Below are 14,510 nucleotides of genomic sequence, written 5' to 3' on the forward strand. Positions count from 1 at the left end.
TAGGAAAGAATTGAGGGAGATAATGAGTTTCTTTAAAAATAAACATAATATTGTCCTAAATCCCTTGTCTCCGCCCGCTAGTAAGAAAGTTGAGTCAAAGGACATGACTTTTTTATATTCAACCCTAAAAGAAAATTTACAACTTATAAAAGATTCCCTCGGAGAAAGCACAGATATTATTTTTCGTGAGCTTAAATTCGGTCCAGGTGGTGCTATAAGTGCCGGAATTATATATACAGATGGATTAAGCGATACAAGTTCTTTACAAAATTTCATTATGGAAACTTTGATGCTGGATTTTAAAAATAATGAACTAGAGACTAATCCTAATCTGATGAACAACTTAAAGGACTTCGCAATGACGGTTGGTGAAATTAAAGATTTAACTAGATTTGAGGATTTATTCACTGCTTTGTTATCTGGAGATGCGATATTTTTAGTCGATGGCTATTCGACTGGATTTATCATCGGTAATAAGCACTGGATAGAACGGGGAGTAACAGAACCATCAGCCCAAAGCGTTATTAGAGGTCCAAGAGAAGCATTCTCTGAAAATTTACGAGTTAATACTGCATTGATTCGAAGAATTATAAAAGACAAGAATTTATGGATGGAATCATCAGAAGTCGGGAAACGCACTAAAACAAATATTGCAATAATGTATATAAACGGAGTAGCTGATGAAAAAGTAATCCAAGAATTGCGACAAAGACTAAAACGGATAGATATAGATGGAATATTGGAAAGTGCAAATATTGAGGAGTTTATACAGGATTCTCAATATTCTCCTTTTCCAACTGTATATAATACAGAACGTCCAGATATAGTTTCAGCTGCATTATTAGAAGGCCGAGTAGCACTTTTAGTTGATGGGACACCTTTTGCATTAATTATTCCAGCATTATTTGTTCAGTTCTTTCAGTCTTCTGAGGATTATTATCAGCGTACAATCATGGCCAGTTTTATTCGATCTCTTCGATTTGTATCATTTGGAATATCCATGCTAGCTCCTTCCTTTTATATTGCTGTTATTACATTTCATCATGAAATTATTCCACCGGATTTACTCATTAGTTTGGCAGCACAACGTGAGGGAGTTCCTTTTCCTGCTTTTATAGAAGCAGTTATTATGGAACTTACCTTCGAAATATTACGCGAAGCAGGACTTAGAATGCCTCGTGTTATTGGTTCAGCAATGTCAATAGTAGGGGCATTTGTTATTGGAACCGCTGCGGTAGAAGCGGGTATTATTTCGGCAGCAATGGTTATCGTTGTATCTATTACTGCTATATCAAGCTTTGTATCCCCAACGTATGATATTGCAGTTGCCGGAAGAATACTACGTTTTCTTTTTATGATTATAGCAAGTGCGTTTGGATTATATGGCATACTCATAGCCTTAATCGCACTATTATTGCATTTATCTAGTTTAAAATCTTTTGGGGTTCCCTACATGTCTCCACTAGGACCATTTAGTGCTTCTGGACAAAAAGATACGTTTGTTCGTTTACCAATTTGGAAGATGTTATTTCGTCCTAGTTTAATATCAAAAAATAAAAGAAGACAAAATTACTCAAAACCATCTAGAGAATCAAGGGGAAAGTAAATGAAGAAATGCTTGATTGTTTTATCATTACTTAGTCTGATGTTAACTGGCTGTTGGGATAAACGAGAATTAAATGAGTTAGCTTTAGTAATGGGGCTAGGAATAGATAAGATAGATGATGAATATCTTGCTTCTATTCAAGTCGTCTTACCTGGAGAAGTTTCTCCTATAAAGGGAGGTACTGGTCGTTCTCCTGTTACTCTGTTTATAGCTAAAGGTAAAACTATTAATGAAGCGATTCGGAATGTAACATCCATTTCACCAAGAACATTGTACTTCGGACATCTTCAAATGGTGATTATTGGAGAGGAGTTGGCGCAAGAGGGAATTGGTTCCCTTTTAGATTATTTATCAAGATATTGGGAAGTTCGATCAGATTTTTATTTAGCTATTGCAAAAGATAGTACTGCTGAAAAAATATTAAACGTGCAAACTACTTTAGAAAACATACCTGCTAATAATTTCTTTCATATACTTAAAACATCCGAAGAAAGTTTATCCAGTACCACTGCAATGACACTAGTTAAACTTATTACTGATTTAGAACGAGAGGGTAAAGAAGGTGTTTTAACAGGAATTAAAGTGTTAGGAGATGAAAAGAGCGGCTCTAGTAAACAGAATGTGAAGACTATACTTCCTTCTGCATATTTAAAATTGGAAGAGATAGCTGTATTTAATCATGACAAGCTCGTAGGCTGGTTGTCTCCAGAGGAAGGTAAAGGATATAACAGTATAACGAATCATGTAAAAAATACGATAGGAATCTTGTCTTGCCCTGATGAAGGGACATTAAATGTGCATGGAATTACTTCTAAGACAAAATTAAAAAGTAAAATGGCGAATGGGAAACCAGAAATAGAAGTAAGTGTTCATCTCACTGGGAATGTTGGGGAAGTGGATTGTCAAATTGATCTAAATAAAGAAGAAACCTTTAAAAAGCTAAACAAGCTCTACGAAGAGGAAATTAAAAAAAATATAAATGATACGGTTAAATTTGTACAAGAGGATTTGGGTTCAGACATTTTTGGATTTGGTGCGAAAATCCATCAAGATCATCCAGAGGAATGGAAAAAATTAAAGAAGAATTGGGATGAAGAGTTTAAAGAAGTACCTGTCAATATAAAGGTAAAAGTTGAAATTAGACATACGGGATCTGTCATTAATCCGATTCTAAAAACGATAAAGGATTGAAACTTGTGGTAAGTAGTATAGGTATTTTATTGTTGGCGACTGTGATAGTAATTATGGAGGTTCCGTCACTTGTACAAAAAAAATTAAAAAAAGAATTAATAGTATTTATAATTCTGTTAGTGATCGGAGTAGTTTCAGGTATTCTATATTCGTTTGATGTGAAAAAGATGTCACCAGTAGATATACTCTCTTATATTCTTCAACCAATTTACAATCTGTTTAGTAAAAGTTAAGTGATAGAGGATGTGCAAGGATGCAAAAAGAAAAAATAAGTTCCTTTCAATTTTTAGTTTTGGTTATTTTTTTTACAATTGGTTCAAGCATCCTTTATGTTCCATCTATTCTAGCTATTAAAATTGAGCAGGATTCTTGGATTGCTACTATTGTAGCCACATTGGTTGGGCTGCTTGTTATTTGGTTATATACAATTATTTCTCTGTGGTTTCCGAAACTAACCTACATTCAAGTAAATGAAAAAGTCTTTGGAAAAGTGTTAGGTAAAACCTTTTCAATAATCTTTGTACTTATGCTTTTTCTATACTCATCCGCATTGCTCGCACACTCGGGTACATTTTTAATAACACAAATGTACCCAAAAACACCGATGGCTCCATTAAATATTTTAATGGCCATTATTATTGTGATGGGGGTTCGTTTAGGGATAGAAACAATTGCTCGTTCTGCAGAAATTTTAATATTTGTTTTTTTTATTCTTTTTATTATTCTGAGTTTATCCATAACTCCACAGATAAATTATGAGAATATCGAGCCATTTTTTCAGTCAAAACCTACTACGATTCTTGAGGCATCGTTTGTGTTGATTATTGTTTCAACAGTGAATTCAATTACCTTATTGGTTATTTTTCCTGCTTTTTTGAAAGAGATTAAGAAAGCAAGGAGAAACTTTTTTATAGGTAATATTGTTGGTAGTATTGTGATCATCCTAATCACCTTTTTGTGTATTCTTGTATTAGGTTCTAATACTACAGCAAGACAAGTTTATCCAAGCTATGCCTTAGCGAAAGTGATTAATGTAGGCGATTTTTTTACACGAATAGAGTCATTAATGGCTACCCTTTGGATTTTATGTTTATTTTTTAAATCTATTCTATATTTCTTTGCTGCCATTTTTGGATTGTCACAAATATTAAATATAAAAGATTATCGCCCGTTGACGTCACCTATAGGAATCATTATGGTTGTACTTTCCCTCCTATTTTTCCCAGATATTATGGATCAATATAAGTTTGATTCAAAATTAGCGATAACACTGTCAAGCATTGTTGGAATTGTTATTCCTATACTGCTTATAGGGGTTTATATGCTACGTAAGAAAAAATTGAAGAAAGATCCACAGCACTTATAAAAGTAATTTAAGTGTTTGAAACGTTTCGTCGTTTTAAATAAGGTTCCCAAATACATATTTGGGAACCTTATTTTGTGATAAAATAGGAGACAAAGAGGTGAGGTGAAAGAATTGCAAAGAGAGATACCGAAAATAATGAAGGACTTTTTAGTTTACTTAACAACTATTAAAGGAAAATCTTTAAGAACGAGAAAAGAATACGAGTACGACCTTAAATTGTTTTTTCGTTTTTTAAAGGCGATTGAAGATGACATAGATCCAGGTGAAATACAGACGATAAACATATCGGATATAAACATTGAATGGATTAGAGAAGTTACTTTAGAGGACATTTACTTGTTTTTGGAGTACTGTGAGGTCCAAAGAAATAATAGCACTGCTTCTAGAGCAAGAAAGGCAGCAACGATCAAATCATTTTTCAAATATTTAAAAGGAAAAAGAAGATTATTGGAGTATAATCCTGCAGATGAATTGGAGTCACCGAAAATAGGGAAAAAGAAACCAATTTATATGAATCAACAGGAAGCTGAACAGTTTATAGCAGCAATTAGAAGAAATAATCACTATTACCGTAATTTTAGTATGGTCATGTTCTTTTTAAATTTAGGGATTCGCGTTTCTGAACTATGCAATTTAAATATTAATTCGATACAAGGCAATTTGCTAAGTGTTATAGGTAAAGGTGATAAAGAACGAACAGTATTTATGAATAATGTATGCTTGAGATCTCTTGAAATATATAAAGAGAAGGAGAGAAAGTACATACATGGTGCAAGTAACCTTGAAGCGCTCTTTTTGTCCCAAAAAGGAACGAGACTTACCCGTCAAACCGTTGCAAAGATTATTAAACAAATTAAGGAAGACGCTGGTATACAAAAAGAAAAAATAACCCCACATAAGTTAAGACATACTTCCGCAACAATCATGTATAAGAATGGGGCTGACATTCGAAGTCTACAACATATTTTGGGTCACACAAGTGTTTCTACTACTCAAATATATACCCATGTGGAGGATAAGGAGATTCAACAAGTAATCGATAATAATCCATTTAATCATTTAGAATAAAATAATATTATTATGTAAACTAAAATGATTTTATGGATTTAGATTATCAAAATAAAAGCNATCATTTAGAATAAAATAATATTATTATGTAAACTAAAATGATTTTATGGATTTAGATTATCAAAATAAAAGCAAACCGTCTCTTAACTAAAGAGACGATTCACTTCTATTTTCATTTAATGTTCATGTCAGTCTATTCAATGCTTAGTGCGTGTAAGAGAGGATACAAAAACCATTTGCTCCTATATTAATTTGTAAAGACTCCATCTCCGTTTCGGAACTATAAAGAACCGAATAATCTAGATTTTCTTCTAAAGGAAAAGCTTGTTTTAAAGAGCTAGGGTTAAGTAAAACGATAATTGATTTGTTGTCAGAGTATTTTTGATAACCAAATATACCATTTTCTTCTGTTGGGAAAAGGAACTTTACCGATCCTTCATTTGCCAATAATTTCTCTTTTTTTCGAAGTGTAATTAAAGTACGAATATGATTCTTTAACTCATCATGATGATTTTCAGTGTTCCAATCCATACATTTTCTACAGCCAGGATCCAATTCACCTGTAAGACCGATTTCGTCACCATAATAAATACAAGGGGTTCCCATAAATGTTAGTAAGATAGTGAAAACCTGCTTTGTACGCTTTACATCATCTTCGCATTCAGTAAGAATTCTTGAAGTGTCATGACTACCAACTAGATTAAAAGTAAAATCAACTATATTCTTCGGGTAACTATAGTATACTTTACTCATATTTTCTACGAATTGTTTAGAACTGATCGTTTTCTTTGCTAGCAGATTCAATACATTTGTTTTAAATGGATAGTTCATCACTGCATCAAACTGATCTCCTCTAAGCCAAGGCATAGAATCATGCCATATTTCCCCCAGTATATAAATATCCGGCTTTGCATCTTTGACTACAGTCCTGAACTCACGCCAGAAGGGATGGTCTACTTCATTTGCTACATCTAGTCTCCATCCGTCTATATCAAATTCTCTTATCCAATATGTCCCTACTTCAAGCAAATATTTTTTTACTTCTGGATTAGAAGTATTTAATTTTGGCATGGAGTCAACAAAACCAAATGCTTCGTAATTAGGTTTTGATCCACCTTGGACCGGAAAGCTATGAATGTGAAACCAATCTTTAAAACTAGAATTCTCACCTTTTTCTAAAACATCTTGAAAAGGAGGGAAATAGTATCCGCTATGATTGAAAACAGCATCAAGCATAACTTTAATGCCACGTTGATGACATTCAGTAATCAGCTTCTTTAAAGAGTCAGCGTCTCCAAACTGAGGGTCAAGTTCCATATAGTCGATCGTGTCGTACTTATGATTTGAATAAGCTTTAAACACAGGTGTTAAATAGATTCCATTCACGCCTATATCTGTTAGATGATCTAAGTGTTCTGTAATTCCTTCAAAATCTCCACCAAAGAAATTATTCACTGCTGGTGGCTCGCTACCCCATGCTTTAGCATTTTCAGGGTTTATAGAAGGATTCCCATTAGCGAAGCGCTCTGGGAAGATTTGATACCAAACAGTGTCCTTCACCCAACTTGGAGCATTGAAAAGTTCATTCTTATGAAGATAGGGAAAACAGAAATAATAATCACTGTCAGTAGGGGGGATATCATAAAATCCTTTTTCAGTATAGATGGATTCTTCAGTTAGGGATGTTAGTCTAAATCCGTATCGAATTCTACTAGTCTCGGAATAAGCATCCACTTCCCAGTAATCAAACAAATCGTCGTTTCCAACTAGGTTCATTGGAATTTCAGAAAACTGCCATTCTCCATTTTCCCATATATATGGATCACCCATAATTAATGAAGCCGCCTGTATATTACTTTTTTTCGTTTTAAGCCGTATTTGAAGGGTGTGATTGTCTAGTAAATATGCAAAATTGTCACTCGGTCTGTGAAAAATAGCTGCTTTTTCCATAACTTATCTCCTTTTGATGTTTAATCTCTTTCAGTACAATATTAAAGCTTTGGGATAGTAATACATGAAGCATTATAAATACGAATGAATAACGAAATATTAAATATTTTTTGAAAAAATAAAAAAGGGGATTGTGTACTCTTAGAATAAATGTATAATAAAACCATAAGTTGTGCAATCGCTTTCATAATTTTTATGTAAATAGTAATCTCTTAATGCCTTGAGAAATCAGTTCTAAAGAGATATTTGAAAAAATATATTTCTCTAACGAATTATATGTTAGCGTTTTCATTTAAATAATTGTGCAAGCGTTTGTCCAACTTGGGGGAAGTCGAGAAAGAAACAAATAGGAGGGGTTAAAGAAATGAAAAAGTCACTATCCATGATATCCATGCTTGTTCTTATTGTTGCAATACTTGCTGCCTGTGGACCAGATCGGGAAAGAACTACTCCAGTAAGCTCTAATGTCAATGAAAATACTGAAAACGCATCAGATGAACCTGCAAAACCAGAAAAACTAGTTGTATGGGAAGATACAGATAAATCAATTGCTTTGAAACCTGCAATTGAGTCTTTCGAAAAAGAAACAGGTATTAAAGTCGAGTTTAAAGAATTAGGTATGGCTGATAAAATGCGAGATCAGCTTCGTTTAGATGGTCCTTCTGGGACTGGAGCAGATGTCGTTACTTTACCGCATGATCAAATTGGTCAGGTTGTTACAGAAGGTTTAATTCAAGAAATAGAAGTAAGTGACGAAGTACTGTCAACTTTCACGGAATCTTCAGTGAATGCACAAAAATACGACGGTAAACTTTATGGATTACCAAAAGCTACTGAAACTCCAGTATTTATCTATAACAAAGCTTTGATGCCAGAAGCACCTAAAACAATGGATGAAGTATATGAGTTCTCAAAGAAATTTACAGATGGTAAACAGTTTGGATTTATCGCTGTGTGGGATGACTTTTACTTTGCTCATGGTGTAATAGCTGGGATGGGCGGATATGTATTTAAGGATAATGATGGTGCACTTGATCGTGAAGACGTTGGGTTGAATAACGAAGGAGCAGTTGAAGGAGCCGAATATATTCAAAAATGGTATAAAGAAGGATTGTTCCCAAAAGGAATCATAGGGGAAAGTGGTGGCTCTACTAGAGACGGACTTTTCAACGAAGGAAAAATTGCTTCTGTAATGAACGGACCATGGGCTTTCCAAAGCATGAAGGACGCTGGAATCGATATTGGGATTTCTGCTATGCCTACTCTACCAAATGGAGAGCATATGAAAACGTTTATGGGAGTTAAAGGTTGGCATGTAACAGCATTTACAGAGCATAAATATTGGTCTACAAAATTGGTGGAATGGTTAACAAACGAAGAGAATGCTAAAACTCGTTTCGAAACTACACAAGAAATCCCACCTGTAAAAACGTTGATTGAAGATCCAATTATTGCTGAAAATGAAGGTGCAAAAGCTGTAGCTCTTCAATCTCAGTATGCTGTACCAATGCCAAACATTCCTGAAATGAGTGAGGTTTGGGGGCCAGGTGCATCTGCATTGCAAACGATTGCTACAGGCAAAGCAGAGCCGCAAGCAGCAATGGATGATGCAGTAAAAACGATTAAGACAAATATTGAAACAAATCACCCTAATTAATGTTTGAAGGCAAAGGCATGTTTCCATCAGGAAGCATGGCTTTGCTTGTATATTAGTATTTTCATACAAAAAAATAAAAGCAAATGCTTGCGCAATAGTAGAGAAAACTCTCCTTTCAAAGGAAAGAAGGAGGCAACATGGGCAATGGACAGAAATGTCACAACCAAACATAAACGAAATGCGGGCATATTATCGATAATTCCTGGCTTCGGACAATTTTATAACAGACAGATTGTGAAGGGTATTATTTTCCTCGTATTAGCTGCAGCATTTTTTGGTAGCTTTTCTCAAACTTTAAGTTGGGGATTTTGGGGATTATTCACACTTGGTGAAATTCCAATTCTTGACCATTCCATCTTCTTGCTAATAGATGGAATTATCGCTTTGCTTGTAGCCATAATAGGTTTAGTTATCTATGCTTTTAACATTTATGATGCTTATTATAATGGAAGAAAACGAGATGAAGGCTTTTCTTTAAACAGTGTGAAGGAACAATATCATAACCTCTTGGACAATGGCTTTCCATATTTGATGATATCCCCTGGTTTTTTATTGTTAATCTTCGTTGTTATATTTCCTATCATTTTTGTTATTCTACTATCTTTTACTAACTATGATTTGTACCATTCTCCACCTGCTAAACTAGTTGATTGGGTAGGAATTCAAAACTATATTGATATCTTCAAATTGGATCTTTGGAGAAAAACATTCTTTGGAGTACTTGGATGGACTATAGTATGGACATTCGGAGCAACGACACTACAAGCAGCAATAGGAATCTTTTTAGCTGTATTAGTCAATCAAAAGGACTTGAAAGGAAAGGTAGTTTTTCGGACGATTTTGATTCTGCCATGGGCTGTACCGGCCTTTATCTCTATTCTAATTTTTTCTGGAATGTTCAATGAATCTTTCGGAGTAATTAATATGAGTATACTCCATTTTTTTGGTATTGAACCCCTTCCATGGATGACAGAAGAGTTATGGACACGTGTAGCCTTAATTTTTATTCAGTCATGGCTAGGCTTTCCATTTGTTTTTGCAATGACAACTGGGGTTTTACAGTCAATTCCTGATGAATTATATGAAGCTGCAAACGTGGACGGTGCTTCCATTTGGCAGAAATTTCGTAGTATTACTTTACCAATGGTTTTATACGCAACAGCACCGATTCTAATCACGCAGTATACATTTAATTTTAATAATTTCAATGTAATCTTCCTTTTCAACGGCGGGGGACCAGCTTTACCAGGGCAAAATGCCGGAGGTAGTGACATATTGATTTCCTGGATCTATAAATTAACGATGACTTCTGGTCAATACGGAAAGGCAGCGGCAATAACGATGCTATTATCAGTTGTTATAATTGCTGTTGCATTATGGCAATTCAAACGGACCAATTCATTTAAAGAGGAGGATATGATGTAATGACTAATAAGACTGAAAAGATTATCAGACTAACAGTTTCATATCTTCTCCTACTTATTGCAGTTGTGGTTGTCATTTACCCACTTCTTTGGGTAATAGGATCATCCCTTAATCCTGGACAAAGTCTTTCTGGATCCTCCATGTTTCCAGAAAATCCTACATTCAAGCATTATCTAGATCTGTTTGATACAGAAAAGTCTAATTATATTTTATGGTATATAAATTCCATGAAAATTAGTTTAATCACAATGGTTTTAGCTGTAATAAGTGTTTCTCTCACTGGTTATGCCTTTTCTCGTTATCGTTTTTTTGGACGAAAAAATGGGCTTCTTACTTTTTTGGTCTTGCAAATGATTCCTAACTTTGCTGCTCTTATAGCAATTTTTGTTCTCGCACAAAGAACAAATCTCTTAGACACTCATTTAGGGCTGATTCTTATATATGTAGGAGGACAAATCCCAATGAATACATGGCTGATGAAGGGATATCTTGATACTATTCCAAAGGAGTTAGATGAATCAGCTAGAATGGATGGTGCTGGACATCTTCGCATCTTTTGGCAGATTATTATGCCACTAGCCAAACCAATTATTGCGGTAGTAGCTCTATTTTCATTCATCGCTCCTTTTGGGGATTTTATCCTTGCTCGAATTATGCTACGTTCAGAGGAAAAATTTACGATGGGTGTTGGTTTATATGAATTGGTATCCAAGCAGTTCGGTAATGAGTTTACTACTTTTGCTGCCGGCTCGGTTTTGATTGCTATTCCAATTACCATCTTATTCTTGACTTTCCAGAAATACTTTATATCTGGCCTTACATCAGGTGGTACAAAGGGGTAAGAATTTGCCGGGAGGAAAGACATGAAAAAGTGTATTGTACTATTTGTATTAACTTTACTTTTAATTACTAATTTTAAATTTCAGCCTGTTCATGCAAACGAAGAGCGAAAGATGCAGGACGAGACCATCTATATGATTATGGTGGACCGATTCAATAACGGAGATGTTCGTAATGACAACGAAGCAAACCCAAATGACCCGCTTGCGTATCACGGTGGTGACTTTAAAGGCGTCATCGACAAGCTCGACTACTTAAAAGAAATGGGTTTCACAGCAATTTGGCTGACACCAATCATTGAAAATACGGAAAAAGGCTATCATGGCTATTGGATAAATGATTTTTATAAAACAAATGATCACTTCGGTACGATGGAAGAATTCAAGACCCTCGTTAAAGAAGCTCATGATCGAGATATGAAGGTTATTTTAGATTTTGTCGTTAACCATGTAGGACCTAACCATGAGTGGCTATCCGATTCTAGTAAACAAGATTGGTTTCACGAAAAAAAACCAATTTCTAATTGGGACGATCCAAATGAAGTGGAGAATGGTTGGCTTTATGATCTACCAGATTTAAATCAGGGTAACCCGGAAGTAAGAAAGTATTTAATAGATGCGGCAAAATGGTGGATTAACGAGACAGATATTGATGGTTACAGATTAGATACAGTAAAGCATGTTCCAAAGGATTTTTGGACGGAGTTTTCAGCTGCTGTTAAATCAGAAAAAGATTCCTTCTTTCTCATTGGTGAGGTATGGCATGATAATCCTAATGTAATTATAGGGTATCAGGATACAGGTATTGATGGGTTTCTTGACTTTTCGCAGAATGATAGTTTACGTACTGCTTTTGAAAAAACGGACCAATCATTAGGTTGGCTATTTTCAAATAATGATCGTAATCAAAAGACATTCGATAGACCTGAAAAGTTGGGGCAGTTTTTGGACACTCATGACATACCGAGGTTCGCTCATCTGGCAATTAACAATAACCAAGATCCGGTTACTCAAGTGAAGCAAGGTTTAACTTTTTTATATACGGTTCCTGGAATACCAATTGTTTATTATGGAACTGAAAACGCGATGGATGGCGGAAATGACCCGGATAATCGTAGAATGATGGAATTTAATTCGAATGACGATTTAATTAACTATCTATCCAAGCTTGGCAAGTTGAGGCAAGACTTATCATCACTCACAAGAGGGAACATGGAACTTTTATATGAAGAAGAGGGAATGGCGGTATTCAAACGTACCTATCAAGCAGAAACAGTTGTTGTAGCAATCAATAATACTTCAGAAAGCCAAAAGGTAGTGCTTACGGAAGGACTTGAAAAAGGAAAAGAATTAATAGGTCTGCTTAATGGGGGAAACTTTAAATCAGATGGGAAGCAATATTCCATTGAACTTAAAAGTGGCCAATCAGAAATATATGAACTTAGAAACCGCGGTGGAATTACTTGGATATATATAGCCGGTTCTATAGTTATTTTATTTGCAGTCTCCCTATATGTTTGGATTAAAAAGAGAAAAAAACAAAATGTGAATTAGCGAATGGCACGAACATATGCGCTCCAGTCGACTGATTACAGTAATATACTTTGTAAAGCTCAGAACGAGAGGAGTACTTCGTTATATGGAAAGAAAATGGTGGAAAGAAGCAGTATGTTATCAGGTGTATCCTAGAAGTTTTATGGATAGCAATGGGGATGGGATTGGTGATTTACGCGGAATCATTTCAAAGTTAGATTATTTGAAGAATTTAGGGGTAGATGTAATTTGGATTTGTCCGTTTTATAAGTCACCTAATGCTGACAATGGTTATGATATTAGTGATTATCAAGGTATTTCAAAACAGTACGGAAACATCGAGGATTTTGATGAATTATTAAAACAGGTACATGCAAGAGGCATGAAGTTGATACTAGATTTGGTAATCAATCATACAAGCGATGAACATCCTTGGTTTATCGAATCCCGCTCCTCCAAAGATAATCCTAAGAGAGATTGGTATATTTGGAGAGATGGTAAAGAAGATGAAGCTCCAAATAACTGGGAGAGTATCTTCTCTGGAAGTGCATGGGAGTACGATTTGTTAACAAAACAATATTATCTTCATTTGTTTGCTATTAAGCAGCCTGATTTAAATTGGGAAAACCGAGAAGTTCGAGAAGAATTATTCAATATGGTTAACTGGTGGTTGGATAAAGGAATAGATGGATTCCGTGTAGATGCAATCAGCCATATAAAGAAGCGCGATGGAATGCCGGATATGCCTAATTCTCAAGGAGTAAAATATGTCTCTGCTTTTGAAATGCATACAAACCAACCTGGTATACAAGACTATTTAAAAGAGTTAAAAGAGGAAACTTTTTCAAAGTACGATATTATGACTGTTGGTGAAGCTAACGGAGTCAGCTTGGATGAAGCTGATGAATGGGTTGGGGAGGAAAATGGGAAATTTGATATGATTTTTCAGTTTGAGCACCTTGGCTTATGGAATAAGGAGCTAGATAAAACGGTCGATGTCATCGGACTTAAAAAAACACTGACCAAATGGCAGAAAGGTTTACACCTTAAAGGCTGGAATGCTCTTTTCTTAGAAAATCATGACCAACCACGTAGCGTTTCTAGTTGGGGAAATGATCAAGAGCACTGGAACGAAAGTGCAAAAATGTTGGCTGCATTCTATTTTCTTATGCAGGGTACTCCTTTCATCTATCAGGGGCAGGAAATAGGGATGACAAATGTCAAATTTCCTACCATTGAAGACTATGATGATATCGGCATGAAGAATTACTATACTCTCGAGATTGCTAAAGAACGTTCACATGAGGATGTAATGGAAACAATTTGGACGAATGGACGTGACAATTCTAGAACGCCAATGCAATGGGATAATACGTTAAACAGTGGATTCACCGATGGTCTCCCTTGGATGAAAGTTAACCCTAACTATTTGAAAATCAATGTAAATTACCAACTGATTGATGAAAACTCTATTTATCATTTCTACAAAAGGATGATCCAGTTGCGAAAAGATAACCCGATTTTTGTTTATGGGGAATATGATGTATGGCTTGAAAATCATCCTGATGTATATATATATACACGCTCATTCTTGGGTCAGTTTGCAGTTGTGCTGTGTAATTTCCGGCATTATGAATCGGAACTGAAGTTAGATGATCTTCCAAACCTTGAGGCTGAATTATTACTATTTAATTATGAAGATACTCCTAGTCAATTAACAAAGGATGTTTTCCTAAAGCCTTATGAAGTAAGAGTATATTTATTCAAATAGTAAGAAATGTATATGGAGGCTCCCAGTTTTAAAAATATAGTATTAGATACAATGTTTTAATGGAAACGATGATTTTGTATAATGTTATTTATGGAAGAGAGTGA

Annotated in this window: 11 protein-coding genes; 10 read left to right on the forward strand and 1 reads right to left on the reverse strand. The window is 35.0% G+C overall.

Going from position 1 to position 14,510, the window contains the following annotated elements:
- The first annotated feature begins 22 nt into the window (after window positions 1-22).
- The 5 genes from AN959_RS08390 to AN959_RS08410 all read left to right on the forward strand — a co-directional run bounded on the left by AN959_RS08390 (window position 23) and on the right by AN959_RS08410 (window position 5,231).
- On the forward strand, window positions 23-1,606 hold the full coding sequence (locus AN959_RS08390; RefSeq protein WP_056829846.1) for a spore germination protein: 1,584 nt from the start codon (window positions 23-25) through the stop codon (window positions 1,604-1,606).
- The gene (locus tag AN959_RS08395; protein ID WP_056829848.1) at window positions 1,607-2,797 is read left to right on the forward strand and encodes a Ger(x)C family spore germination protein; all 1,191 of its coding nucleotides are present in this window, start codon (window positions 1,607-1,609) and stop codon (window positions 2,795-2,797) included.
- Between the two features lie 5 nt (window positions 2,798-2,802).
- Complete coding sequence (locus tag AN959_RS08400; protein WP_056829850.1) at window positions 2,803-3,030, forward strand: hypothetical protein; 228 nt, start codon at window positions 2,803-2,805, stop codon at window positions 3,028-3,030.
- A 20-nt stretch (window positions 3,031-3,050) separates the two neighbouring features.
- A complete protein-coding gene (locus tag AN959_RS08405; protein ID WP_056829852.1) occupies window positions 3,051-4,163 on the forward strand; it encodes an endospore germination permease in 1,113 nt (370 codons plus the stop codon).
- Between the two features lie 111 nt (window positions 4,164-4,274).
- Window positions 4,275-5,231 carry a tyrosine recombinase XerC gene (locus AN959_RS08410; RefSeq protein ID WP_156350761.1) on the forward strand — a complete coding sequence of 319 codons (957 nt, stop codon included), beginning with the start codon at window positions 4,275-4,277 and terminating at the stop codon, window positions 5,229-5,231.
- Window positions 5,232-5,435: 204 nt separating this feature from the next.
- Here the strand turns inward: AN959_RS08410 and AN959_RS08415 are convergent, their stop codons facing one another.
- The gene (locus AN959_RS08415; protein WP_056829854.1) at window positions 5,436-7,181 is read right to left on the reverse strand and encodes a glycoside hydrolase family 13 protein; all 1,746 of its coding nucleotides are present in this window, start codon (window positions 7,179-7,181) and stop codon (window positions 5,436-5,438) included.
- A gap of 364 nt (window positions 7,182-7,545) precedes the next feature.
- Here AN959_RS08415 and AN959_RS08420 point away from each other — a divergent pair, with 364 nt between their 5' ends.
- From AN959_RS08420 to AN959_RS08440, 5 genes are all read left to right on the forward strand, one after another.
- Window positions 7,546-8,838 carry an extracellular solute-binding protein gene (locus AN959_RS08420; RefSeq protein WP_056829856.1) on the forward strand — a complete coding sequence of 431 codons (1,293 nt, stop codon included), beginning with the start codon at window positions 7,546-7,548 and terminating at the stop codon, window positions 8,836-8,838.
- Window positions 8,839-8,982: 144 nt separating this feature from the next.
- The gene (locus tag AN959_RS08425; protein ID WP_056829858.1) at window positions 8,983-10,263 is read left to right on the forward strand and encodes a carbohydrate ABC transporter permease; all 1,281 of its coding nucleotides are present in this window, start codon (window positions 8,983-8,985) and stop codon (window positions 10,261-10,263) included.
- The gene (locus AN959_RS08430; protein WP_056829860.1) at window positions 10,263-11,105 is read left to right on the forward strand and encodes a sugar ABC transporter permease; all 843 of its coding nucleotides are present in this window, start codon (window positions 10,263-10,265) and stop codon (window positions 11,103-11,105) included. Before AN959_RS08425 ends, AN959_RS08430 begins: the two co-directional genes overlap by 1 nt.
- 21 nt (window positions 11,106-11,126) lie before the next feature.
- The gene (locus tag AN959_RS08435; RefSeq protein ID WP_056829862.1) at window positions 11,127-12,656 is read left to right on the forward strand and encodes an alpha-amylase family glycosyl hydrolase; all 1,530 of its coding nucleotides are present in this window, start codon (window positions 11,127-11,129) and stop codon (window positions 12,654-12,656) included.
- A gap of 85 nt (window positions 12,657-12,741) precedes the next feature.
- Complete coding sequence (locus tag AN959_RS08440; protein ID WP_056829864.1) at window positions 12,742-14,406, forward strand: alpha-glucosidase; 1,665 nt, start codon at window positions 12,742-12,744, stop codon at window positions 14,404-14,406.
- Window positions 14,407-14,510 lie beyond the last annotated feature (104 nt).

The organism is Psychrobacillus sp. FJAT-21963 (assembly GCF_001420585.1).
Taxonomy (GTDB): domain Bacteria; phylum Bacillota; class Bacilli; order Bacillales_A; family Planococcaceae; genus Psychrobacillus.